Origin of the sequence: Pseudosulfitobacter sp. DSM 107133 (assembly GCF_022788695.1) — a bacterium.
GTDB lineage: Bacteria > Pseudomonadota > Alphaproteobacteria > Rhodobacterales > Rhodobacteraceae > Pseudosulfitobacter.
In genome coordinates this window covers 65749-91878 of record NZ_CP085155.1, presented here as the reverse complement: position 1 = coordinate 91878, position 26130 = coordinate 65749, and the positions used below count along the sequence as shown (strand labels likewise).

Sequence of the window (26130 nt, the reverse complement as noted above, 5' to 3'; positions counted from 1 at the left end):
CTCAAATCCCCATCATCTTGGCGTTCAGCGCGGTGTCCGCCCCGCCGTCCGCAAAATCGTCAAAGGCGCGTTCGGTCACGCGAATGATGTGATCCTTGACGAACTGCGCCCCCTCGCGCGCACCGTCCTCGGGATGTTTTAGCGCACATTCCCATTCCACCACGGCCCAACCGTCGAAATCATTCGCCGCCATCTTGGAGAACACCGCGCCGAAATCGACCTGACCGTCGCCCAGACTGCGGAACCGCCCCGCGCGGTTGACCCAGGACTGATAGCCGCCATAAACGCCCTGCCGACCCGTCGGATTGAACTCGGCATCCTTGACGTGGAACATGCGGATGCGGTCGCGGTAAATGTCGATATTGTCGAGATAATCCAGACATTGCAGCACGTAATGCGACGGATCATACAGCATGTTGGCCCGCGCGTGATTGCCGGTGCGCTCAAGGAACATCTCGTAGGTGATCCCGTCGTGCAGGTCCTCGCCCGGATGGATTTCGTAACAGACATCGACGCCGCAGTCCTCGGCGTGGTCCAAAATCGGCAACCACCGCTTTGCCAGCTCGTCAAATGCCTGCTCGACCAGACCCGCAGGCCGCTGCGGCCACGGATAGACGTAAGGCCACGCCAGCGCGCCCGAGAATGTCGCATGTGCCGTGATGCCCAGGTGTTTCGAAGCGGTCAGTGCCTTCTTGACCTGATCGACGGCCCATGCCTGACGCGCCTTGGGGTTGCCCCGCACGCTTTCAGCGGCAAAGCCGTCAAACACGTCGTCATAGGCCGGATGCACCGCAACCAGCTGCCCTTGCAGGTGGGTCGAAAGCTCGGTCACTTCGACGCCGTTGGCGCGGGCCTGTCCGGCCCAATCCTCGCAATAGCCTTTGGACGCGGCGGCCTGATCCAGATCAATCATCCGCGCGTCCCAGCTGGGCACCTGAACGCCCTTGTAGCCGCAGTCGGCGGCCCACTTGGTGATCGCATCCCACGAATTGAACGGCGCGTCGTCGCCTGCGAACTGCGCCAGAAACAGCGCCGGTCCCTTGATCGTTTTCATCTCGTTCCTCCCTTTCGTCAGACGTAGCGGTTGACGATATTCTCAAGTTTCTCCTGCGCGCCGGAACGCGGCTGCGGGTTCACGTCCGCCGCCTCGGCACGGGCGGCGATCCCGTCCAGCGTCGCGCCTGCCTCCAGCATGCCTTGCGCGCCGGCGCTGTCCCAACCGGCGTAACGGGCGCGGCGCGGCCCCTCCAGCGCGTCATCCTCGATCATCCGGTACGCCGATTTCAGCCCCCGCGCGCAAATGTCCATCGCCCCCACATGGGCCGCGATCAGGTCTTCGGCATCCAGCGACTGCCGCCGCAGCTTGGCGTCGAAATTGGTGCCGCCGGTGGTGAACCCGCCTGCCATCAACACCTCGTAATAGGCCAGCGCTGCCTCGGACGGGGAATTGGGGAACTGGTCGGTGTCCCAGCCGGACTGGTAATCGTTGCGGTTCATGTCGATCGAACCGAAAATGCCCAGTGTCCGCGCCATCGCCAGCTCATGCTCGAACGAATGGCCGGCCAAAATGGCATGGCCCTGCTCCACGTTCACCTTGACCTCGTCCTCAAGGCCGAACCGTTTCAGGAACCCGTAGACCGTTGCCACATCGTAATCATACTGGTGCTTGGTCGGCTCCTGCGGCTTCGGCTCGATCAGGATCGCGCCCTTGAAGCCGATCTTGTGCTTGTATTCGACCACCATCGACAGGAACCGGCCCATCTGTTCCAGCTCGCGGCCCAGATCGGTGTTCAGCAGCGTTTCATAGCCTTCGCGGCCGCCCCACAGCACATAGTTCTCGCCGTTCAAACGGTGGGTCACATCCATGCAGGCCTTTACCGTCGAGGCACAGTAGGCAAAGACATCCGGGTCCGGGTTGGTGCTGGCACCGGCCATGTAGCGCCGGTTCGAGAACATGTTCGCCGTCCCCCACAACAGGCGCGGCCCGCCGTCGGCCATCTTTTTCTCGAAATAATCGGCCATCTCGTTCAGCCGCTTGTGGCTTTCGGCCAGACTGTCGCCTTCGGGGCGCACGTCGTGGTCGTGAAAGCAGAAGAACGGCACATCCAGAATGCGGAACATGTCAAAGGCGGCATCGGCCTTGGCGCGGGCCAGATCCATCGTGTCGGCAGGGAACCACGGGCGTTGGAACGTCTGGCCGCCAAAGGGGTCATTCCCCTCCCAGACAAAATTGTGCCAATAACAAACGGCAAAGCGCAAATGCTCGGCCATCGTCTTGTCGCCCAGCTTTTCCTGCGCGTTATAGTGCCGGAATGCCAGCGGGTTGGCGCTGTCGACACCCTCGAATGTGACGGGGGCGATATCTGCGAAGTATTGGCTCACTGTATGTTCTCTCGGCTGTAGATGTTCAATTTGATCCTGCCGGCTTCGGCAGGTGGTGTGGCGTTGTCTGTCAGGTTGCGCATGATCCCGACCGCAGCGATGACACCGGCCCTGATGTCCTGATCTATCACCAGATCAAAGGTGCCGTTGCGCAGCGCATCGCGCGATATCTGCGTCAGTTCGTGCACGATGGTGGTTGGCTTCGGGTCCAGCGTGCTGATTGCGCGCACCAGACCGCGATTGCCCGCCCCGATGGCATAAATGCCGGCAAGCGGCCCGTCGCAGGCGGCATCCAACACAATCTGCTCCACGCGATCGGCGTTATCTGCCCCCTGGGCGGCGGGCAGCAAGGTGCAACCGGCGAACCGTTCCTGCATGACCATTTGAAAGCCCAGCAAACGTTCACTGTGGTCCCGCGCCGCCAGCGACCCCGCGATCATCAGAACATTGCCTTCGTCCTTGATGAACCGCCCCATGAACTCGGCTGCGGTACGCCCGGCCATGACGTTGTCCGGCCCGACATAGGCATCCCGCCCCGAACTGGGCAAATCGGCCACAAGGCTGACAACCCTGACGCCGGCCCTGTGAAGGGTTGCGATTTCCTCGTTGATCTCTGGCGCTTCGCTGGCCATCACCGCGACAGCATCGCAGTCCAGATTGCGCAGTGCGGCCACTTGATCTTCGACGTCAAAAGGTTTCGTCGGCACGATCTGCACAACAACCTGTTCTTCGCGCAGCCGCTGCTGTTCCTGCGCAAGCGCGGCATGCAGCAGGGCGACAAAACCGGTATCGCCAGTGGGTACAACAAAACAGAAACGGTAAATGCGGCGGCGCGACAGATTGGCAGCGGCCAGATTGCGAACATAACCGGTTTGCGCGACCGCCGCCTTGACCCGTTCGACCACCTTGGCCGACACGCCGCCACGGTTGTTAAGAACGCGATCCACAGTTGCAAGGCTGACCTGCGCCACCTCTGCCACGTCGCGTACTGTTGGTCCGCTCATTTCCGATTCCCCCCCGGTCACATCAAAATCAAGCAATATTTGAGGTACGTCAATCAATTCTTTGCGGAAAACACCTCAGAAAATGGAACTCCCCTCAAATCATATTGAAATTAAACGAAAATACATCAAACTCGGACTTCGCCAAATCCGCTATTCAACCGGTCCGGTAAAGGCCAGAGAGCGTTCCAGCTTGCGGTCCATCTCGGTCTGTTCACGCCGCGTTGTGGCATGTTCGGCCTCGGCGCGACGTTGGGCGACGATGCGCAGAACAGCGGTCAGCGGCCAGACCGGCAGCACCCGCACGACCCGCAGCAAAAGCGGCGCAAACCGCGAGAACAGCTCGTCCTCCAGACTGACAATCGCCTGCGTGACCCCCCGTGCGCCCTGTCGGCCGGTGCGCCCGTAAAGTTGCCTGTCGATCCGGGAGCTTTCGTGAAATTCCGTCAGGATCACATGCAGCCCGCCCAAATCCTCGACCCCCTCGCCCAACGCTATGTCCGTGCCCCGCCCGGCGATATTGGTCGCAACCGTAATCGCCCCGCGCAGTCCCGCGCGCGAGATTATGTCAGCCTCTTCTGCGTCCTGTCGCGCATTCAGCACGGCAGGATCAAGGCCGCGTGCGATCAGCACTGCGGCGGCCCGATCCGACGCCTCGACCGACCGCGTCCCCACCAGGACCGGCAGCCCCCGCGCGTGCAGCGCGGCAACACGATCTGCGACCCGATCCCATTTGCGCTCATCTGTCCGACACATCCGCGTGCCCAGATGACGGCGGCGCAAACGGCGGTTGCGCGGCACGCGCACGGTGCGCAGGTTGAAAGTGTCACGAAACTCTCCGGCCAGTTCCATACCTGTCCCTGTCATGCCGGACAGTCTCAGATAGCGGCGAAAAAACCGTTGATAGGTGATGCGGGCCAGCGTTTCCTTGCGCCCGGTCACTTCCACACCTTCCTTGGCCTCGATCATCTGGTGCAGCCCGCCCTGCCAACTGCGGTCGGGCATCACGCGGCCAGTATATTCGTCGACGATCTGCACCGCGTCTTCGAGGATCAGATAGTCGCGGCCCTTTTCAAACAGATACAGCGCCGAAAGCGCTTGCTGGATCAGCTCCTCGCGGGCGCGGCGCACGCGCCAGATCCGTCCCAGCGGCGCGCACCACTCGGCGGCAAATGCCTTGCCTTCCTCTTCCAGAACAATGTGGCGGTTCATCCGGTCAATCCGGAAATGAACCGGTTCACGCATACGGCGTGCCACATCTAGCGCCGAGGCATAAAGCTGCGCCGCTTCGGCATCATCGGCCGTGGCCGACAGGATCAGCGGCGTGCGCGCCTCGTCGACAAAAACGCTGTCGGCCTCGTCCACAATCGCAAAGCCCAGCCCCCGCAGCAGCAGATCGCCCGGCCCGGCGCCCCCGGTCAGCACACCGGTGCGCCGACGTGCCCGCCCCCGCCGCCCGCGCAATCCGATCCGGTCGCGCAAATAGTCGAAAGTCATGTTGTTGTTGCTGACATAGGTGACGTCACAGGCATAAACCTTGCGACGTTCGGCGGGGTCCTGTTCGCTGTCGATCACGCCGACGGTCAGACCGAAAAACTGGTACACAGGTTCGGTTTCGCTGGCATCGCGGGCCGCAAGGTAATCGTTCACCGTAACCACATGAACCGGCATACCCATCAGCGCCGCAACCACCGCCGCAGGCGTCGCGCTCAGCGTCTTGCCCTCGCCCGTTGCCATTTCAACCAGACGTCCTTCGAACAGCGCCAGCGCCGCCATGATCTGAACGCGGTACAGACGTTTGCCCAGACAGCGCGCGCCCGCCTCGCGGACCAGTGCAAAAGCGTCCTCGATGGCTGCGCTGTCAGAGGGCGTGCGCAAAAGCCGCGCCCGCAACACATCCGTGCGCGCACGCAACGCGTCATCGTCCAGATCCATCAAAGCGGCTTCGCGGGCCAGAACCCGCCCTGCCCTGCGCCACAACCGCCAGCGGCCAAACGGCAGCCGTGCCTGAAGCGCGCCCAATCTGCGCTCCAGCCACAGATCAACCTTGTTGCCCCTCGGATCTGCCAGTTCTGCATAGGGGCTGGCCCCCAAACGCGGGCGGGCAAATCCCAATATTCCCTGAACCTCAGGCATTGAGCGTTCTGAGGAACAGTTGCCGCATACGTCGCCATATCTGCAAACCCGCGGGTTCATAGCCATGGTCGAAACGCACAAACACCCGCGCGCCAAAGGGGGCCTGCGCCAGTTCCGGCGGCAGGGCCAGATCCAGCAGGAACACTTCGTTTATCACTGCCAGCCCGTCGGGATCACCGGGATCGGTCAGAAACCGCCCGCCCCCGGCAGGGCCAAGCGCGGCACTGGGCAGGGTCGTGGTTGCACTTGGAACATCGCGCAACACCCTTGCGCTGAAGCGGTCCGACAGATGCCCTGCCAGCTTCAGCTCGACACCGCGCAACCTGTCGCGCACCAATGCGATGTCATCCTGCGTGACGACCGCGCGCGCAATTGTGGCGGCGGGTGGCAGGACATAGGCGATCAGATCACCCTCTGCGACATGTCGGCTGTCCATCTCGCTGGCGGGCAGGACCGGCGCAAACCTGCCCCCAACCGATGTACGCACATCAAGCCGGGCTGCACGGTCCATTTCGCGAACCAGTTCGGCCTGCGCTTCGGCCAGTTGCAACCGCACCACTTCTGTCTGACTGCGCTCTTGCACCTCGGTCGCGCTCAGGCGGCGGCGGAATTCCTCGACACGCCAAGACAGCACGTCGATACGGGCGCTGACGCGCGGCGCGCGCATCCGGGCCACGATCGCGTCCTGTTCGAGTTGCGTGCCTGTTGCCAGCGTCAGACCCTGCGCCACACCGTCGGTGCGCGCACGGACATAGGCGTTGTCGGGCAACCAGATCACCCCTTCTGTATCGGTCCGCAGGGGCAGGGGCACCAGCATCAACACACCCACGCACACCGCTATGGTTCCGAAGGTCAGCGTTGTTGCCCGCCTGCGCACCTTGCGCAGCTGCGGCGAGGTCATGACATGGCGGATATGTTTCACCGCCGGTTTGACCACCGCGTTGAACACCGACCAAATCGCAATCAAGACCCCGATGATGAACGCCTTTTGCGCCACCAACAGTGCAATCCCCAGCATCACCATCATGCGATAAACAAAGGCCAGCGGCGCATAGATCACGAACCAGACCCGTTCGCCCGAGGTGGCTATCTCTTCTTTCAGCTGGCGCGCAGCGAACAGGTAGCGCTGGATCAGATAGCCCCAATAGCGGGTGGCGCGGGTGCTGAAATTCGGGCTTTCGATCAGATCCGAGAGCACATAATAGCCATCGAATTTCAGCAGCGGGTTGCCGTTGACCACAATCGTTGACAGCCCGCCGATCAACACAAGGTTATAGGCCACCGCGCTCAGCAGGCCCGGTTCGGCCTGCGCCCAGACAATCACCGCGATGGCCGCCACAAAGGTTTCGACAAAAATCCCACCTGCCGACACCGCTGCACGGTGCCATTTGTTGCGAAACGCGCCAGCTGCTGAGGCGTCCACATAGGGAACGGGAAAGAACACAAGAAACATCACCCCCATCTCGCGCACCTCACCCCCGCGCGCCTTGACCAGATAGCCGTGGGTCAGTTCGTGCAGCGCCTTGAGCAGCGGGTAGGTCACCAATGTGATGGCAATGTTCGATGTGGCCAACAGCCGGTCTGACAGGTTGCTGGTCAGCTCGTCAAAGTGCAGCGCCGCCGTCACCAGCCCTGCGGTCACGACGATCAGCCACAGGACCAACCCGAACCAGCCCGTCAGCGGACGCACAGCTGCCATTGTGGCGGTCAAAAACCTGTCGGGGTCCCACAACGGCACGCGGAACGACACCGGGTTGGTCAGGTTCTGTTTCCACAACTGGCGCGATTGCTTGTCATAGCGTTCCAGCAGGTCGGCCACGTCGGGCGACCCTTTGTACTGGATCAGGTCATTCTGGTGCAGACGTGACAGAAGCTGGATGATTTCATCCTGACCCGGCGCGTCTTCGTCATAGCTGTCCGCCAGCGATTGCCAGACATCGTCAACCGAACGCCCGCCGTCCATCTGGCCAATGACAAGATAGGCCCCCGGCGTAAACCGGTGCACCCGCCCCGACGCATGATCGTGCAGCACATACCACGCCTGCCCGCGATAGCGGTGGCGGTGCACCTTGACGTGGCTGCGCAGGCGCGGCCGCAAGTCAGCGACGCGATACCACAGGGTTGAAAGATAGGTGTCAGCCATCTCAGGGCTGCCAGGTCCAGGCCGTTTCGCGCAACCAGTCCACCAGCCGCCGTGTCGCGGCCCAGGCGACCAGCGCCTCGCCTGCGTCGATCTTGGCCAGCCCCTGCATGCCCGGACGCAGGCCGGGGGGCGGTGTATCGACCAGTTCGGCCTCGACCCTGAACGTATTGGCACCCGAGCGGGCCTCGGCCACCGGGGTGATCCGCTGGGTGCGGATCGCCAGCGCACCTTCGGGGCGGCCGGTCAGGATCAACCGCGCCGTCTGCCCCTCGGACACATGCCGCAGATCGCGTTCGTCCACATAGATGTCGATGCGAAACTGGTCGACAGGGGCAATTTCAAACAGCACCTCGCCCAGTTGCACCGGCGCGCCCAGTTTCTGACTGAGGTCACCCGATACGATCAGCCCGTCCATCGGCGCCAGAACCCGCGTGCGCGACAGCTCGGCCTGGGCAAGGGTCAGCTGGGCGCGGGCCTGTTCGATCTGCGCTTCCAGCAGCGCGACCTGCGACCGGTCATAGTCGGCCTGCGCCGTGCGCACCTGCGAAATCAGCCTGTCGATCTCGGACCGCCAGCGCAGTTCTTCCAGCACCATGTCGGTGTCGTCCAGCCGCACCAGAAGATCTCCCGCCCGCACAGTGTCACCGGCGCGATAGGGTGCTTCCGCGATGTAGCCCGCAAAGGGGGCCGAGGCCACGCGCTTTTGCGCGCCCTGCAACACCGCATCGGCCTGAATGCGAAACGGGCCTGTCACGGTGGCCGCAGCCACCCCAAGGCCGATCAGAACCAGCGCAAGCAATTTCCAGCTGAGCCGTCGCGGACCCAGCAGAACCCCCAGAACGTGCACCGTCCCGTCCACCAGCCGCCCGCCAAACCAGCGCCGGTTGCGCCGCTTGAGCTCCAGAACAGGGCCGATCAGCGCTGCAATGGCTTCGGCTGTCAGATGGGTTTCGCTGTCAAAGGCACGGTCCTCCCTGCGTTCGCAGGTCATCACCCCGATAGGCCCGCTTTCGTCGCTCAGCGGCACCGACAACATATGGGCCGTGCGGCTGGAACGCACATGATCGGCATGGGCCACCGAAATCGCGCGCGCCGTTCCCGCGACCGGCGGCCATGCGACAGTTGCGTTCTGGTCGTACACTTCCTCCATCGCGGTTTCCAGCGCCTCGACCAGGGCCGAGCGTTTGCGAAACCACGCCGAATAGGACATCGCCAGCAACTTGATACGCGGGGCGGTGCGTGCGCCGCGGATCAGACCGATTGAAATCTGGTCACACGCCAGCAGGCTTTGCGCCTCGTTCACGATGGCCATGGCGGCGGCTTCGGGCTTGGCGTGTTCCGATGCCAGCGACAGAATGTCCAGCGCCACACCGGATCTGCGCAGGCGGGCGGCGTCGTCATGGGCCTGCGTTTCCCAGATGCGCGCCTTGATCCAGCCCGAGGCCCAGTGAATATCGCGCAAGGCAGACTGCGCCACCGCACTGTCCGATGTGGCAAGCTCAAGCGCGATGACAGTTTCAACCTGCCCTGACGCACCCCGCAAAGGGTAGCCGATGTTGATGTGCAACCCGTCTTCGCTGGGCAATGTGGCGGGGCGCGCCGATCCCAGTACCTGCTCGGTGATTGCGCGGATCGCCCCCAGATCGCGGCGCGGGTCGGGAACAACCGCCACCGGCACCATCGCGCCCGCGCCATGGTCGGCCTCGAAAACCACACCAAGCACAGCGGCAGGGATACGATTGACCAGAACCGCCAGCCAGCCGGTCACCTGCGCGCCATCGGTCCGGGCGTTCGCAAAACTGGACCACAGGCTTTGATCCAGAGGGATCGCCCCCTCGTTGGTCAGTGTACCGCTGGAGACGCTCATGTTCGGCCCCTCATTCCTGTGCCCGTCACCGGATCACGATCAACCGCCGCCCAACGCGCCATAGCGCGTTTCATGTTCGTCGATCAGGCGGTTCATCATATCGCGCAACCGTTTTGCCGCATGGGGCGACATGACGATGCGGTGGTGAAGATGCACCTTCAGCTTGTCCTGTCCCATGTCCCAACTGTCGTTGACGCCAAAGTTGATGACCACTTCTTCCTGCGTGCTCGACCCGTTGCAGACGTTGCAATAGGTGCTTTTCAGATCCGATGTATCAAATGACACCTGATTGGGCGGCACACGCCGCGTGGCCGGGCCTGTGTCTTGCACGCGCGGTTCTGCGGTCGCGTCGGATGTGTCATCCTTTGAGGATTTCGCCATGTCTGGACTGCCTTTCTGTCTTGCTTAAAGCTTGCTTGGAGAGTGCAGCGGAATGTGCATCCCTGGCAAGGCTGCTGCTTTGGGCGCGGCCATCGCTGTGGTGACATAATCTGCCGTTTCGCCTGTCCATGCCTCTGCGGTCTCGTCCAGAGGCAGATCGAACCCGTCCACTTGCAGCCCGCTGACACGCACGGTTCCGTTGGTGCGCCGCGTGTCCTTGCGGTTGAACGAAACCCCGGCCACCAGCGCCAGTTCCGCCGCCAGCAAAACGATGTCGGTCATCACCAGTTCAACCTCGCCCGGTGCGATCTGTACCATTTCAACGCCGGGATCGACCGCATCTGCCGACAGGCGCTCTGCATCAAAGCTGAGCGCGATACGCACCTCGCGCGCGCCCGTCAGACCGGCAAGCTGCACTGCGACACGGCCATCTTCCAGCATTGCGGGATCGATCAGCATCGTCGCCGGCACGGTTGCACCAAAGTCTCCGACAGCAATATCGATGACACCCTGCGCGCCCATGTCCATGCCCAGATCATAAGACCCCGACACATCAACGCTCAGGCTGCTGCCTTCGGGGTCAAGTTCGACCGGATCACCCTGGGTGACAGGTTCGCCGTTGATCGACACCGTGCGCAGCGACAGACCCGCCGCAGCCGGATCGCCGCCCATCAGATAGCGCAACGAGAACAGCTCAAGCGTCCCTTCGGGCAAGGCAGGGTCGGCTGTGATCGTGATCCGCATCAACGGCGCGCCGCCACGCCGGACCATTTCACTGTTCAGCGTGATCCCTTCGGGCAGACCGTCACCCAGAACCGGCGCGAACAGATACAGCGCGTTGGCGGCATGGGTGACCTCCATCACAATCTCTTTCACGCCGCCCATGCTTTCAAACAAAACAGGCAGCGGCACACGCGCACCGGCTGGCAAACCACTTGACGCAATGTCGATGCGGGTAAACCGCATGTCCACCGAGGTGCCCTGCAAGGCCGGTGTCGCGGGCGGTGTCCGGTTTTCGCGCGGGCTGACAAAGGTGTCTGATCCATCGTCGAAAAAGTCCAGCGGCGTGAACGGAGCGACAACGTCGATTTCCATCACCGCCATATCGCTCAGGCCGTCGGCGTCAGTCACCTGTACCTGGGCAAATGTTTTTCCGAACTGCTGCGAGGTGTCACCGATCAGGGTATTGCTGGCCGCATCCAGCGACAGCCACGACGGCGCGCCAAGCAGCTGATAGCGCAGCAAGGACGGATCGGTGTCATCGTCTTGCGCAAACAGCGACAGCGACAGCGTTTGGCCCGCAGTCAGAGTGACAGCTTGCGCTTGCAGCTTGGGCGGCGCGTTTACATCAACGGTAATGACAGCTTCAGCCACAAGATTGTCGGCATCAGTGACCGAAAGGCGCAGCGCAAACTCTCCCGCCTGCCCCGCGCTGGTCCCGCTCAGCGTGCCGGTGGCGGGGTCTACCGCAATCCAGTCTGGCCCCGACAGTTTGGCAAAGCGCAGATCGCCCGCAGCGGTATCGGCATCGCGCACAACCGGCGCGAACTCCAGCAGATCACCCCGCACCAGCGTTACACGACTGTCTTCAATGACCGGACGCGCGTTCACATCGACGCGCAGGGTGACCTCGGCCCCGAGTCCGGTCTGGTCGGTGACGCGGAACCGCGCCTCGGCGTTGCCGGACTGCCCGTTGCTGTCGCCCGTGACACGACCCGTCGCCGGATCAACGCTGATCCAGTCGGCGCCCGACAGTTTGACAAAACTCAGCTGCGCGGGCGTGCTGTCACGGTCGCGCACGGTCAGTACCGTGTCCAGCGGCTGTCCTTCGATCAGGGTCTGGTCTGCCGCGCTGATCACGGGGCGGTCGCGCACGGTCAGCACAAAGACCGCGCTGGCGGTCAATCCATCGGGATCGGTCACGCCAAGGGTCAGGTTGAAGCGCCCGACATTGTTGGTGCTGTCGCCGCCGATCACACCAGTCGCCGGATCAACGGTGATCCAGTCAGGCCCCGACAGTTTGGCAAAGCGCAATGCGGCGATGGCGCTGTCGGCATCGGACACCTGCGGCGCGATCTGCACCGTTTCGCCCGCCAGCAAGACGGTGCTGGAACCCGTCAGCACAGGGCGCGCAATAACGCGGACGGAAATGTCGGTCTGGCTGGTCAGCCCGGTTTCATCGCGCACCTGAACAACAACAGTGAATGGCCCCGGCTGCCCGCTTGTATCGCCGCTGAGCAGGCCCGTTTCTGCATCCACCGTGATCCAGTCCGGCCCCGACAGTTTTGTAAACCCAAGCGCGTCGGGATCGCCGTCGGGGTCGCGCGCCGTCACAGGCAGCGACAAGGGCTGGCCTGCGACAATCACCGTTTGCAGCGCATCAATGACAGGGGGCGCGTTGACGTCGACCATAAAGCTGGCTTGCGTGCTCAGCCCGTCGGCATCGGTCACCGAAACCGTAACCGCCGCACTGCCCGCATTGCCCGAACTGTCACCAGTCACCCGCCCCGTTTTCGCATCGACGCTGATCCAGTCGGGTCCGGCAATCTTGGCATAGACAAGCGCCGTGTCCGCGCCATCAGGGTCAGTGGCAACAATCTGAAGGTCCAGCGGCGCACCCTCGCGCAACACCGCATCGGTCACTGCGGCGGTCGGCGGCGCGCGCAGCGTCAAGGTAAAGCTGGCACGATCGCTCAGGTCTTCGGGGTCGGTGACCTGAACCGTGATGTCAAAGCTGCCAAACCGGCCCGTGCTGTCGCCTGTTACCTGACCTGTCACGGCATCAACACTGATCCAGTCGGGTCCGGCGATCTTGGCAAACCGCAATTCTCCCACCGGAGTGTCGGGGTCTGAAACCGGCAAATCAATCGCCAAAGGGTCACCCGTCAGCAATGCGATGTCACTGGCCGAAATATCGGGTGGCCCGTTCACAACAACGCCAAAGGAGGCCTCGCGGCTCAGCCCGTCCGGGTCGGTCGCCGACACCGTGACAGTATACACACCGGCATGGCCCGCACTGTCGCCCGTCACCGCACCCGTCACCGCATCCACCGTGATCCAGTCGGGCCCTGACAATTTGGCAAAGCGGATGGCGTCGTCGGGGCTGTCGAAATCGGTGGCGCTGACGGAATGGCTCAGGGCGGCCCCTTCGATCAGCGAAATATCATCTGCGGTGATGACAGGGCGGGCGCGCACCATCACGGTAAAGCTGGCCGTATCCGTCAACCCGTCCTGATCGGTCACCTCAACCTCGACCAACGCCAACCCGTATTGGCCGTCGCTGGCCCCCGAAACCAGCCCTGTCACCGGATCAACGCTGATCCAGTCAGGGCCTGACAGCTTGGCAAAGCTCAGCTGCTCGGGCGTGCTGTCGGCATCCTCGACCAGCGGGGTCAGCGCCAGCGCGTCGCCGTCGACCAGCACCACACTTGCCACCGTGATCTGCGGCACTGCGTTCACCGCCACGTCAAAGCTGGCCGTATCGGTCAGCCCGTCAGGATCGCTGACCCGAACCGTGACAACATAGTCACCCGCCTGCCCTGTCGTATCACCGGTCACCGCGCCGGTTATCGGGTCAACCGCAATCCAGTCGGGGCCGGACATTTTGACAAAGCGCAGGCTTGGCGTCGGGGTGTCATCGTCGGTGGCCGTCACGAATTGCGACAGCGGCGTGCCTTCGGTCACCGCAATATTCGCAACCGCCAGCACAGGTGCCGCCCGCGCCGTCAGAACAAAGCTCAGGGTCGACGCGGCATTTTCGCCGTCTTCGGCGCGCAAGACGAATTCGGCCCGCTGCGGACCTGTCGGGGTCCAGCGGAGCTGACCGGTTACGGCGTCATAGACAGCGCCTGCGGGGCCACCCACGAGCGAGATCGAAATTTCTGCATCGTTGCCATCAGGGTCGGTGGCGACAATCTGGATCACGACCTCTTCGTTCTGGCTGACGAACCGGTTGGGAACGTCTTCAAACACCGGCGCGTCATTGACCGGATTGATCGTCACCGTCAGTTCGACCGGATCCGACAGCGCCACGCCATCAAACAACCGGTATGTGATCGTTTCCGTTCCGTTGGCATTCGGCGCGGGCGTATAGCGGAACACCCCGTTGCCCACCGGCTCCAGCCGCGCCCCTGCGCCAAGCCCGCCAACGATCCGCACGACAAGCGGATCGTTTTCCGCATCGCTGTCATTTGCCAGCAGGTTGATATCGCCCGGTGTGTCTTCGTCAATGGTCAGGCTTTCGCCCACCGCAACGGGCGCGGTGTTGGCGGCGAGACCCAACAGGCGGACGGTGTCGACGCTGACAGCGCTGTCGATGTCGCCCAAACCAATCAGATCGAATGTCAACGTCACGCTTTCAGGACGCACCGCCAGTCCCGTCAGGTCAACGGTGACGATCACATCGCCGTCCACCACGGTGATGCCCACAGGCGACGACGCATAGTGGCGACCATCTGCCTGAATGTTCAGGATCGCATCTGTGCCCGACAGCCCGTCGATCTGGGGCAGAACCGCCAGACCGGTGACCGCGTCAAACAGCGCAACTTCAAAGGCATCAGGCGCAGTGCCCGCAGTTGCCCGCAGGTTCAGATCGCTTAGCGTGAATTGCAACGCAGTGGCCTCTGCGGGCAGCACAAAGCTTTGCGACAGGCCTGCCATCGTACCGCCGCTTTCACGCAATGTCGCCTTGTCATCGGTCACCTGCACGGTGCCAAAGGTTGTCCAGCCGGTTGTGCCACCCGTGAACGCACCGTTGGTCAGCGCATTGGTCGGCGGCGCGGCGCGTGCTGCAACCGCGGCGGCTGTCGCCGCTGGGGGCCGGGCCTGCGCGGATGGCTGCGCCCCAAGACCCGCATTGCCCTGCGTTGTCGTGTCTGCGACAGGGTCGCCGGTCCAGTCCTGCACATCCGGGCCGGACGGCAGACGGCGCATGCCCGTGACCAGAACAGGGCTCATCAAATAGCCGTTGCCCGTCGGATCGACATGATCCGCCAGCCCCATGGCGTTGCCCATTTCGTGCATCAGCACGGTCAAAAGATCAACACGGCCAGATGCGTCGCTGCCCGCACCGGCAATATAGACATGACTGTCTGCGGTGGCGGCAAATTCGACCTGATCCAGCGGGGTCTGATCGACAAACCAGCCGTTGCCGGCGGCGTCCATGTCGATCGTGATCACTTTACCATCGGCCAGCGCCAGCGCGGCCCCTTCAAGATCGCCCACCTGAATGATGACATCCCTCAGCAAGTCTTCGGCACCGGGCACCAGCGCGCTTTCCACCCAGATGCCCTTTGCAACCTCGGCTAGCGCCTGCGCCTGCACCAGCGGCAGCGCCTCGGCGCCCGGTCCGATGCTGGCGGCGGTCTGGTTCGACGCGGTCGTTGTCAGGCGCACATCGTCAATGATGATGATCGCACTCAGCGCGTTGCCGACAAATGTAAACCCTTCCAGCAGATCAACGGCCAGGTCTCCGAAATTATCGGCCGGTTTCTTTTCCAGACCGTTGTTGGTGATCGTCAGGCTGGCAACCTTGCCCTTCACCTCGTCCGGTATGCGGAATGTCGCGATCTCTCGGGTAAAGAAATGACGGTCAAAGGTATAGGCATCGCCCAGTTCGATAGCGCCGTTGTCGAGCTGTTTTTCCGCCACCGCCGTATGGGTTTTGCCGTCCATGTCGGTGAACACCGCCGTCATCTGCATGTCGTCGTTCACGTTAAGTGGGAAAAAGACGTCAAATTTCAGATAGTTGCGATCAGACGGAATATACATCCGGTTGTGGGTGATCTTGTCCAGCTGACCCACTTTGTCCAGATATTTTTCAAAAGTCTCGACCGGATTGATCTCGGTTCCGAAGAAGTTGAACGACCCTTCTGGCACAAAGGTTTTGAACAGCTCTTTCAGGGCTTGCGTGCCGCCCATCAACAAACCGAAGTCGGGCTTGGTATCAATTCCGAAGATATGGGTAAAGAACACCGTCAGGTTCTTCTTCAGGTAATCCCCAAAGGCGCCAATCGCGGCTTTGCGTGCATCTTGGGACGCCTTGATCGTGTCTTCGTTGGTTTCGTCCAGCGGCAGATCCAGAATCGCCACCAGCGTCAGTCCGGGGCCTTTGTAATCCTTGACAAATTCCTTGACCGCCGGATTTGCCGCGATGGATTGCAGCGCCACATCAACAACCGTTGCCATCGCCCGCACGGCGGTGCCGTCAGAGATGATAAAGTTCACGATGCCGCCAACATTCGCCGCCAGATCGTCCGAGCCAAGCAACAGCTTGCCATCCTTGTCGACGATACGCGGATTGTTCGGATCGCCGGCCAGCACCCCGCCCAGTTGATCGGCGTAATCCTGTTCGGCCTTCTTCTTGATATCCGTGGGCGTCGCACTTGACCCGTATTTGCCGCCGTTAAAGCGCTCAAGCTGACCCTCCAGCCACTTGTCCAGCAACGGCTTCAGAACCCGCCCGACCACATCAACAAGTTCGCTTGCCAGGTTCTGGTTCACCAGGAACTTGCCGGTGATGTCCACGGGGCCGTCAAATCCGATGCCGCCGGGCGTGCTTTCGGTGAACAGATCAAAGGTGAACGACACGCCCTCGTCGACCGCCCGACCGGCTGCCGTATCCGCAGCCGTGCCTTCGATACCCCCATGCATCGACCAGCCCGGCAAATCATATTGCAATGGGAACCGGCCAAGTTCCGGCGGCAGCGGAGGAATAAGCGCGCCCAGTTTCTTGGCGCTGTCCCCGAAACTGGCGGTCTTGTCCAGAATGGACTTTTTCAGCGCATCAGCGTTCTTGTTGCCGCCGGTGACTTCCTTGTAGACGGAATCCAGCAGCCACTTGATGTACTCGGACAAGGCGTGGCGCGTGCCATGGCTGAAATCACCGTTAAAGACACTTGGCACCGCCTCGTAGGGGTAAACCGGCACTTTGGGACGATCGACTTCGGTGTTGTCAAAATCCAGCTTGGTACGCGTGCGTTCGCTTTCCTTGGGCAGCACATCAGGATCACCTGCAACAACCGAGAAATAGAACCCCGAACCTGTTGCTTCTGTCCGCGTCGAGTTTCTGCCCGTCGTACCCGGATTAACGTCGGCATTCTGGAAATACTTTGTGAAATGCGGTTTCAAGCTGGCCCATTTGCCATCGCTGAACGCTACCGGATCAACCCCGTACCACGGTTGTGTGGTGAATTCCTCGCCAAAGATATTGCCCAGTGTTTCGATAAAGCCCGGATCTTCTGTTGATCCGATCACCAGCCCCTGATCCCCGACGGTGCGCGGCACGGTCTGGCCAACGACATAGCGCGCGTTCACATCGGCAGTGCCCAGATACCAGTTGGTGATCCGCGAATGGGGGCCTGCGGTAATGCTGTCCTCGATAAAGCCCGGCACCTTGGGATATTGAACCGTGCCCGCGCTGGACTTGTTGGTAAAGCTGATCTCGATGTCGGGCTTGCCGTTGCCGTGCTTGCTGGGCACAAAAGTTGGGCCGTCTTTGGTGGTCGGGATCGAGGTGCCGTTGGGCGTTGTTGTGGGGATGAACGTGGGCAGCTTCGACGCGACAGGCCCAAAGCTTTCCGTCGCCGTTGACTGGTAATAGTTGTCCGCAAAGTTGACGTTGCTCCAGACCTGAACATTGGGGTCCTTGAAGTCGTTGAACTGGATCTCGCGCAGTTGCAGCCCCATGATACCCGCAATATCCAGCACGATTTCAAACACGGTTTCCGCCGCGTTCACGACCCGCTGGATAGACGCGCCAAGCGGCGGGTTGACAAAAGATGTCGCCACGCCGACCAGCTTGGCCGCTGTCAGGTAGTTCTTGATGATCTTCTCGAACTCGACTTTCAGGCTGTCTTGCTTGAACTCGTGCGGGTCCAGCGTGGTCATGTGAATATTAATGTCGTTCGCGGCGCCGTTTTCGGGGAAATGGACCCCCAAACGCTGGATGACCTCGGAATTGACCGAGGTGCCCCGGCTGTGCCCGATAAAGTGAACCGGGCTTTTGAACAGCTTGTTACCGCTGTCCTGATTCAACTGCACCAGCGACGCAAAGAACGCATCTGCCGCCGCTTCCGAAAATCCGCTGTCTGACAGGTTGCTCTCGCGGTACCAATCCATGACCAGCGTAATCGCCTGCCCCTTGGGGACAGACCCGATATCATAGGCCGTGTCCTTGTTGATCTTTCTGCCATCGACCTCTTCGGTCCGGTATTCGTGGAATTTGCCGGTCTGACGGTTATAAACAAGGATCACACCACCACCCGACGCTTGCGAAATCACCTCGGCGTTTTCCAGCCAGGCTTTCAGCGTGTCTTCATTCAGGGGGGTGTTGGCGTAGTCGGGCAGGATGCCTTCGACCTGAAAACCGTGCGTCAGGACGTTGACCGTGGAATAGGGCGTATCCTCGGGCGTCACCTTGGCCGTACGGAACTTGACCGAGTCGCGCAGCGTGCCGCCTGCACTGGGCACTTCGACGCCCCAGTAGTAATCCTGACTGCCGGTCAGCAGACGCCGGAACCCGGGATCGACCTCGATCACAATGGCATTTTCGGGCTTTTCGCCGTCAGCGACGTCCGCCTGCTTCAGATCGCGGGTCTTGGTATGGTCAATCGTTCCGTCGGCCTTCAGCGTGTAATACTTGCCCGACAGGAAGGCGAAATTCGCGTTGTTCCCGGGCGAATTGATCAGCCTGAATTCGTGGTAATCCTCACGCGCGTCCGGCTTGGAGTGGCCCCAGAAACCGCGCTCGCGATACGGATCCTGCGGGAACAACCCTTCGCCCGGCGCTTGGGTGCTGACAAACAGGTTCATCAGGAATTGGGTCTTGCCGATCTTGCGCGGATCAAGGTGAACCTCGAACTTCAGCGGCAGAGCACCCTCGCCGTTGGCGACAATCTCGCCTTTGGGATTGACCAGTTTCAGCCCGACCTCGACCTGCAAATCCAGACCACGCCCCCAAAACACGACATCCAGCGGATCGCCGAAAATCTCTTCGCGCACAACTGCGTCGCCAATCCCGTAGAGCCCGCGCTCCAGATCGACCGGCAAGGTCCGGTTGCGGGTGATCTTGTTGCCGTCCCACCCCTTGTCCGAGGCTTCGATCAGTTTATCGACCTGATACGTGACCAGCGCCCCCGACTTGCGGAAGTTGGCAATCAGCTGGGTGCCGTCGGGACGCAACACGATTTCCTGCAAATATTGGTCAGGGATCGGGATTGTGGTGCCCACATGGGCCGCCGAGCCATAGTTATAGGTCTTGCTCAGCTTGTCCCAATCGCTCTTTTCCATGTTAAACGGATTGCGGATCAGCCCGATATTGTTGCCCAGTTCGTGCCGCCGCTCGATCTCGTAGGCCAGCACCGAGTCGCCAAAGGTCAGATAGCGCGACAGGTCGTAATCCGCGACAAAGGCATAGGACAGGTCCGGCGCAATCTCGACGGCCACAGGGTTGCGAATGTCCAGATCATAGCGCTGGCTTGTCAGCGGCAGATAGTCGTCAATCAGGATCGACGTATAGGGAATGACGTAGCCGTTATAACGCACGCCGATGCTGCCCTTGTTCAGCTCAAGCGACCGTCGGAACGTGTCGCCTGTTTCAAGCGTCGAGGGCAGCTTGCGCACATTGGCGCTATAGCTGGCCGGATCGGCGTTGGTGACTTCGATCGTGTAGAACCCGTCCGACCGTTCGCCACGGGCGACAAAGGCCAGCTTGTTTTCATCCGAACTGGCCGCGATGTCATAAGGATCGACATAACCCTCAAGCGTCTCGATGATCGTCAGATAGGTCGTGGGACCGGTGGCATCGGCCTTGGGCCGTTCCACGTCGATCACATGGATCACGCCCTTGGTGCCATTGCTGCGGCCCCAGCCACCGTCGCCAAAGATGTTGCCATAGGGCACTGCAACATACAGCTTCTTGCCTTCTGCCGACAGTTCGATGTCATTGATCAGCCCGCCGGTGGCCTGACGCACGTCATCCGGCATCGGAATCGTGATCTGGCGGTATTGCAGATAATCCGAAGACCCCGGACGCAGGTCGATCGAAAAGACCTTGCCCTGCCCCGCTGCAAACAGGAAATTGCCGTCCCCGCTCAGGGCCAGCTTGTCAACGCGCTTGCCCGGAACCGTGATGATGTTGACCCCCTCGGTCTCGGGGTCAACGTCGAATTGTTTCAGCGTCAGCATATCCACGACAGCAATGCCATCATAGGTCGCGACATAAGCCGCCGACAGATCCCCCGCGACGACAGCGTCATTGGGCCAGCCGGCGATCGCAGCAAGACCGTTGTACAGATAGACATCCGACACCAGCTCGGTCTTTTCGGGCAAGACGCCATCATTGGGGTTGGGATCGTCCTGCACGGGGACGTTGGCGGGCAGGATATCAAACACCTGAAGCATGGTGTGGCTTGGGATGCCGGTGGCAGAATTTTGTTTGGTGCCGCCGATCACCCCGTATCCGCGCGTGTTCGATACCTTGATCTCTTGCGAGAACGTCGGCTTGTTCGTGCTGCTCCAGCCGCCCTTGCCAGCCGCATCCGCTGCACCACCGGGTTCGGCGCGCTCGAAAGTGATGCGAGCCTTGGTCGCCAGAATGGTGTCGGGGATATCCAGCACGAATGTGCCGCCCTCGTCGGTCAGGTTCTCTGCGACTTCCCTGAATTGCGTACCCGCGACATAGACCGCGTGGCCACCCAGATCGAATTTGACCCTGCCATCGCGCAGCCTGCTGCCGAATTCTCCACTGTTCGGATTGTTGGCGCCGTAAAAGAACTTCGACCCCGTGATCCGCAGTTCGGCGCTGCCATCGGCCTTGCGTGCCACGGCTGCCTCGCTGATTGCAGGCGCGGCCCCGGGGGCGTTCGAAAACGCAGTATCGGGCACCTTGACCGTCAGGTTCAACCGTCCTGTGGTGTTCTCGGGCGCTTCAACCTCGATCTGTGTCTTGGCCCAGTCCTTGCCATCCAGATAATCGGCATAGGCGTCGATGCGTTGCTTGGCCGGGGTCATCTGGAACCCGACATAGCTGGCACCGGCGACCAGCCCCAGCCCCACCAATGCGCCGCCAAGGCCACCCACGGCCAGGCCGATCAGCATGCCAGGAATGACCGCCACCGCACCGCGCGCCAATGCGGGCAGATACAGCGACGCGTCCAGCATCGGCTGGTTCGCTTTGGCGACAATGATGTTGCCACGCTCGGACAGGCCGGGGAACGGTGGCGACGCGGTGCGCGCAATGCCATTTTCGTCAACGGTGCCACTGTCGACCATGCGCCAGATCTTGCCGTATTCGCCGTTGGTACGCTCGGTGAAATCATCCTGCACAAAGAAAATGACCTGATCGCCCGGCGCAGCTGCCCCGTTCACCGGCGTCGCAAACTGGATGGTGCCGTCCAAGGTGCCTTCGGCGATGTCCAGCGTGGCCCCCCCGATAAAATCGAAATCCGGGGGCACGGCGATTTCCAGATCGGCTTCGCCCAGCGTTGTCACTGTCACGGTCGCAGACCCGCTGAGCTGGCCCTTGCCAAAGGCAACTTCGATGCCGTCATCTGTGCGCAATGCCCCGCCTTCGGCCCCGATCTGCGCGGTGTTGCCCAGAACCGGCGGCGCAACCGTCACGCTCAGCACCTCTTCGGCCCCGCGGTAAATGACCGTTACCGTGGTATCGCCCGCGCCAACCGCTTCGATCAGGCCCGCTTCGGTCACGGTGACAATGTCACGGTTGCCCGAAACATAAACCACGCCCTCGGCTCCGCCGATAAACTGCGTACCCAAGGTGCCCAGCGATGTCACAACCTGGCGCGAACCGCCATCGGGCAGGATGGTCACCGTATCGGGATAGGCGTCGATACCGAACAACTGGGCAATCGCCCCCTTGCCATCCTCGGCAATGCCGACCGAAGCCGCCGTAGCCGCCGCAACATTGCCCCGTTCCGCGCTGATATAGGTATCGCCATAGGCCAGCCCGCTGATCAACCCCGACCCGCTGACCTTGATGATATCGGGGTTCTCTGCGGTCACGGTGACATAGTCGAAGGGCAGGATCACATCGGACTGATCCGCGAACTGCCCGACAACAACCAGATCTGTCACCTCGCCCGGCTTGTCAAAGATGAACCGCCGCTTGAGGAATTGCAGCTCGGTCAGCGCTGCATCCGAGATATTGATATCAAGGGTGATTTCGCTGGTCGCGGCAAAGCCGTCATCGGCCACCACCGTGATGCTGGCAGCGCCGCTGTAACCAAGGTTCGGCGTGATCCGCAGGAATTCGCCATCGGGCGTGAACCGCGCGGTCACATGTTCGCTGCTGGACACACGGAAGAACACCGGATCGCCGTCGGGATCGGTGGCAATGTCGTCCAGCGCCACAAGGACCGGCAGATCGACGTGGGTAAAGGGCACCGGCAACACCGCCGCCACATCCGGTGCCGCATTGCGCCGCACACCAAAGTTGACGTTCAGCACCTGCCGGTCCAGAACATCGGTGGTGCCGTTTCCGTCAATGTCGCTGCCCGCGCCTGCCGCGCGCAGCAGGTCACTGTCGGTGCCGTTCACCGCGCCATCTGCATTCAGGTCGCCCGCAACCGATACGGTCAGATCAAAGGCAGCCTCCCCGCTGACGTCCAGCCGGTACAAACCGGCCGTGTCGATGCGATACAGCGCCGTGGTCTGTCCGTTGGCCCGTTCCAGCCCCAGCAGGCTGGCACCGGCCAGCGACGGCGTCGTGTCCTGGGTGCTGGTACGCAGCGACACGATCAGATAGCCACCCGCCGCGCTTGCAATCTCGCTGTCGCGCACCGTCAGGGAATACGAGGTTTGCGCAGCGCCGCCCGGCGCGGCAATCACCCGTCCGGTCACTTGCCCCAAACCGCCCAGATCTTCGGCAATCGGCGCCTGGGTCACGGTGCCATCGGCACCATAGCGGATCGCCGTGCCCTGCGCGCCGATCTCTGTTTCAGTGACAAGCCGCCCGTCCGCATAGCCGTAGCGTGCGCCAGACCCGTCGTCCAAGGCCCGCACGCTCAGCAGATCGCCATTCTCGCCGTAGGTATAGACCAGGGCCCGCCCGTCCGGCGTGGTCGCGCGCGAAATCAGCCCCTCGGCGTTGCGCAGGAACGACAGCACCTCGCCGCTTGCAGCGGTGATCCCGCTTTGACCCACAAACAGGCGCTTGTCACCCAGCCGGATTTCCTGAACCCGCCCGCCGCTTGAGACATAATAGGTCCGCCCGTCAGGCGATTTCAGTTCGAACGGCTGGCCGCCGCCGATGTTGGGATCGGTCGGGTTATAGGGCAATGAATCCGCCGAGGCATAGAAACGCCCGCCGGATTTGCGCAGCAGCATGTCAACCGACCGGATCTGCCAGTCCTGTCCGCTGTCCGCGACCCATTCAGGGCGATAGAATGTTGCAGGGCCGACCAGTTCGGCCACGGGTTTGAAGGTGAACCCGACCCTTTCGCCATCCGGCGTGGTCAGATACATCCGGTCACCCGACCGCAGCGGCGTGTAAATCCCGTAGGCCTCGCGCCCGGATGCGGTCACGTTCAGGTCCAGATCCAGATCGAAACCGGCAGACCACAGGCCGAAATCGCGATCCGGTCCGGACAGGCTGTCATAGCGGCGGGTGATCTCCAGCGCGGCACCGTCCAGCTGGAACACCATGTCGGTGCGGCTGGTGACATGGCGGTTGGTCTTGGTGTCGCCGCGCACTTCGATGCGCACATCCTCGCGCACAATCCGGCCCGAAATATCAGCCGCGACCAGCCTCAGGCTGTAAAATCCATTCAGCAATGCGCGCGTATCAAGGGCGCCCAGCAGGCCGCCAACCTGTTCCTCGCCCGACCCGATGGTCTGCAACAGCGTGGCGCCATCGGCACTGCGCAGCTCCAGCCGCCAGTAATCAAGATTGGCATCCGTCACCAGCCCGCCGACCTCAACGACCCCTTCCAGCGGCGCAAGGCTCAGCAGGTCCTCGAACAGGATCACAGGCGCCATGCGATCCGACGGGTCGCGCACCTTGAGCGGCAGTTCCGCGTCACCCGTCACGCCATCCGCATCGGTGGCTTCGGCCCGCAACTGGATCTTGCCCGCAGCCTCGGGGGTGATAACCGCACGGCCCTGAGCATCCATCGCAACCGCGACACCGTCCGCAAACAGACGCACACCGGTGATGTCCGACAGGCTGTCGGCCACCACTTGCACCAGCACGGACTGCCCCGGTATCGCGGCAAAGCTTGGCGTCAGTTCGATCCGCACCGTCGGCGCGATCGGCTGCAACGACGCACGCATGACGATGGTCTGGCGCGCTTCGATGTCGCCATCGCTGGCAAGGAAGGTCACATAGTAATCACCGGACTGCGCCGGTCCGGGTGTCCATGTGACTATTCCGGTCTCGGCATCCAGAACGGCCCCGTCCGGCAGGTCAAGCGCGCGGAATGTCAGCGCCGTGCCGTCGGGGTCGCTGGCCTCAAGCGCAAAGGATTTTTCCTCGCCAATCAGGAAAGCGCGGTCAGAGGCTTGCAGCACCGGCGCGCGGTTTACATCCGCAACAATCACATCAACCGCCATCTGCGTCGTCAGCCCCGACGGGTCGGTCGCCGCAAGGGTCAGCGTATAGGTGCCCGTCTGGTCATATTGCGGAATCCAGACAAATTCGCCACGCTCGACAGAAAACGCCGCCCCCTCGGGCAGACCCGAGATGACAGACAGTTCGACCGCATCGCCATCCGGATCATCCGCGACAACGCTGAACCTGATCTCGGCGCGGTCGCGGCCCAGTTGCGCAATCATCGGCACAAAGACCGGCGCGCGGTTCTGTTCGCCGATCTCGATTGTCACGGTTTCGGTGCTTTGCGCACTGCCGTCCGACACCGTCACATTGACCTGATAGCTGCCCGCCTGATTGGGCGTCGGCGTCCAGTCCAGCTGGCCGGTTGCGCGATCAAATGCGGCCCCCGCAGGCAGATCGGTTGCAGAATAGGTCAGCGCGTCGCCGTCACCATCCTGTGCCTTGAAGGTCACCGACAGGGGTTGCGTTTCAAGCCCCTTGATAACACCAAAAGGATCAAGCACGGGGGCCACATTCGCAGCCCGCACCACAATCCCGAACTGCAAGGTCGACGTGGCCGGATCGGTCAGCCCGTCGGCTCCTGTATCTGTTGCACTGACCTGTGCCTGATGGGTCCTGATCTGCGCCGCAGTTGGTGTCCAGGTCAGCAGCGCACGCCCGTATATCAGCGGATCAGCCGTCAGCACCGCACCCGCAGGCAGGCCCGACAGCGCAAATTGCAGTGCGTCCTGATCCAGATCGGTGGCGTTCAGCTCCAGCTGCAACTGCTGGCCTGCAACCGCCACCACATTGCCCTGATAGGCAAATTCGGGGGGCTCATTGTCGCTGACCACATCGACGACAAAGGTATAAAGATCGCCGCGCTGGATGCCCTGACCGCCACCATCATCATGTGCCACCAGCCGGATCACATGTTCGCCACGATCACCGACGCCCGGCGCCAGCCGGATCACGCCGGTGCCGTCGCCATTGTCAACAAAACTGATGAAATCCGGCAGCGGGAAACCGGGCAATTCGCTTTGCAAAAGCAAGGTGATCGGATCGCCGTCGGCATCCGTTGCCGAGACCGGAATGTCCCGCACCTCGGCGCGGTTGATGGTTACGTTGGCAGGTTCTGACACCACCGGTGCCTGATTCAGTTCGCGCACCGTAATGGACACGGTTTGCGTTGTGACCGCAGGCGTTCCCGTGCCGTCCCCGTCATCCGTTGCGCGGAATTCAATCTGGTAGTCTCCGGCCTGATCCGCACCGGGAGTCCACAGCAGCTCCCATGTTTCGGCATCAAACGAAGCGCCGTCCGGCACCTCACCGACAACCTCGACCTGCACGGTTTTCGGCGCGGATCCGATTTCGGTGAATTCGTCTTCCAGATTGCGGTAACCGGGTTCGTAGAACGGATTGTCGGGATCAAAGGCAAAGGCCCGCAGCGCAAATTGCTGCCCTTCGTACACCTGAAGCCCGTCGAAATTGTCAAAGACCGGCGCGCCGTTGGCATTGGTCACCTCGATGGTCATTTCGCGTACAGCAACACCCTTGCCATCAGAGACCGCGAAAAGCACCGTATAGGTATCGGCTTGGGTAAAGCCCGGAGTCCATTCGAATTCGCCGGTGGCCGCATTCAGCTTTGCCCCGAACGGCAGCGTGTCATTGA

8 protein-coding genes (1 of these 8 only partly in view) are annotated in these 26130 nt (G+C 61.9%); all 8 read right to left on the bottom strand.

Translation table 11 applies throughout. The features are described 5' to 3' along the window. Nucleotide 1: 1 nt before the first annotated feature. Nucleotides 2-1054 carry a sugar phosphate isomerase/epimerase gene (locus DSM107133_RS18335; protein ID WP_114294666.1) on the bottom strand — a complete coding sequence of 351 codons (1053 nt, stop codon included), beginning with the start codon at nucleotides 1052-1054 and terminating at the stop codon, nucleotides 2-4. Nucleotides 1055-1071: 17 nt separating this feature from the next. Then, nucleotides 1072-2382 (bottom strand): xylose isomerase, encoded by a 1311-nt coding sequence (gene xylA, locus DSM107133_RS18330; RefSeq protein WP_114294665.1) that lies wholly within the window; start codon nucleotides 2380-2382, stop codon nucleotides 1072-1074. Beyond that, nucleotides 2379-3386, bottom strand: coding sequence for a LacI family DNA-binding transcriptional regulator (locus DSM107133_RS18325; RefSeq protein ID WP_162792108.1), 1008 nt, complete (start codon nucleotides 3384-3386; stop codon nucleotides 2379-2381). The genes xylA and DSM107133_RS18325 overlap by 4 nt, the downstream gene beginning before the upstream one ends. A gap of 150 nt (nucleotides 3387-3536) precedes the next feature. Then, nucleotides 3537-5519, bottom strand: coding sequence for a translocase (locus tag DSM107133_RS18320; RefSeq protein ID WP_114294663.1), 1983 nt, complete (start codon nucleotides 5517-5519; stop codon nucleotides 3537-3539). Beyond that, nucleotides 5512-7662, bottom strand: coding sequence for a PqqD family peptide modification chaperone (locus DSM107133_RS18315; protein ID WP_114294662.1), 2151 nt, complete (start codon nucleotides 7660-7662; stop codon nucleotides 5512-5514). Before DSM107133_RS18315 ends, DSM107133_RS18320 begins: the two co-directional genes overlap by 8 nt. Before the next feature lies 1 nt (nucleotide 7663). Further along, complete coding sequence (locus tag DSM107133_RS18310) at nucleotides 7664-9529, bottom strand: efflux RND transporter periplasmic adaptor subunit (RefSeq protein WP_114294661.1); 1866 nt, start codon at nucleotides 9527-9529, stop codon at nucleotides 7664-7666. A 39-nt stretch (nucleotides 9530-9568) separates the two neighbouring features. Next, entirely contained in the window at nucleotides 9569-9910 is a 342-nt protein-coding gene (locus tag DSM107133_RS18305; RefSeq protein ID WP_114294660.1) for a DUF3467 domain-containing protein, read from the bottom strand. A 24-nt stretch (nucleotides 9911-9934) separates the two neighbouring features. Continuing rightward, nucleotides 9935-26130: the 3' end of a putative Ig domain-containing protein gene (locus DSM107133_RS18300; RefSeq protein ID WP_275890958.1), read on the bottom strand. Its footprint extends 22018 nt past the window's final position; only the last 16196 of its 38214 coding nucleotides appear in the window; its start codon lies beyond the right edge, outside the window; it ends in the stop codon at nucleotides 9935-9937.

Bases quoted from the DNA above. Each gene is read 5' to 3' on its own strand.
- DSM107133_RS18335 (WP_114294666.1), bottom strand. From the start codon at position 1,054: ATGAAAACGATCAAGGGACCGGCGCTGTTTCTGGCGCAGTTCGCAGGC.
- DSM107133_RS18325 (WP_162792108.1), bottom strand. From the start codon at position 3,386: ATGAGCGGACCAACAGTACGCGACGTGGCAGAGGTGGCGCAGGTCAGC.
- DSM107133_RS18320 (WP_114294663.1), bottom strand. From the start codon at position 5,519: ATGCCTGAGGTTCAGGGAATATTGGGATTTGCCCGCCCGCGTTTGGGG.
- DSM107133_RS18315 (WP_114294662.1), bottom strand. From the start codon at position 7,662: ATGGCTGACACCTATCTTTCAACCCTGTGGTATCGCGTCGCTGACTTG.
- DSM107133_RS18310 (WP_114294661.1), bottom strand. From the start codon at position 9,529: ATGAGCGTCTCCAGCGGTACACTGACCAACGAGGGGGCGATCCCTCTG.
- DSM107133_RS18305 (WP_114294660.1), bottom strand. From the start codon at position 9,910: ATGGCGAAATCCTCAAAGGATGACACATCCGACGCGACCGCAGAACCG.